At 42.0% G+C, this 1,025-nt stretch carries 1 pseudogene; it reads left to right on the top strand.

Annotation, left to right across the window (positions count from 1 at the left end):
- Positions 1-858, top strand: a pseudogene (locus ACW9JE_RS30855) (hypothetical protein); the annotation flags it as partial.
- Positions 859-1,025 lie beyond the last annotated feature (167 nt).

Genomic DNA, 1,025 nt, shown 5'->3' with positions numbered 1-1,025 from the left:
AGACTTGTTGCCGACGCCAAACCACCACAATCATTTACAGTGAATGGCCCTGATTACTTCAAGAAGAATGTATGGCTCGAATTTCAGCTAATGGGATTGGAAGCCAAAGGCTTCAAGCTTGAAGGCTACAAACCTACCCCAGCAGATTTAGACGAATTGAAGAAAATTCAGGAGCAATATGCTTCGATGAATAAGAAGGCCGATCCTAAACCGCAACCAGCACCAGAAGCCCCTACGGTGGCCGTAGAAGCACCTAAACCAGTTGAGCCTGTCATGCCTATACCTCTTCAAAAAGCTCCTGAGAAGCCACCAGAGCCTACAAAGCAGGTTGAACAAGAACAGGTAGCACCTACCAACGATGACTTGATTGATGACTTGATGAAAGAGTTTGAGCCATCCAACCCTACACCTGTCGCAGAAGCTCCTACAAAGGCCTTAGAGACACCTACACCAGTAGAGCCTGCCGTAGATGACATTTACGCACCGATGACACCGGAGCCGATTCCAGAGCCTGAAAACCATAAGATTGATGGCGACTATTCAACATATTCGAATGATGAAATTGTTGAAGAATTTGAATGGTTGCAACCGAGACTAACGAAAAGTTTATTTCCGGGCAACAGCACACGAGACATCGCGGGGCATAGAGAAATGGACAACATTCCAGACAATCGTAATGGCATAAAAACTGGAGAGGTTAAGCGTCAATATGAATTAAGACAGAAATTATATAATCTATTTGATGAAATTAAAGAAAGAGACCCGTCAGCCGCAAAACAGCTTGAACAAGCTTTTAAAGCACAGATGGCAAACAAAAGAGCGGTTACGTTTGACTTAAAACCACAGTTAACAAAATAGCCCTATCAGGGCTTTTTATTTGTCTTGGATTTGAAAGTTTCTAATTCCAACTTGTAGCGTTACATCTTTGTTGAACCCGTTAACTTTGCTTACATTTAAGTATTCTTTCATACAATCATTTATAAAGCGTGACAACGGAAATTTGTGAGTATTGGCAATTTCTCTAA

Source organism: Pseudomonas sp. SDO55104_S430 (assembly GCF_054070595.1).
This window is presented reverse-complemented; position numbering and strand designations above follow the sequence as displayed.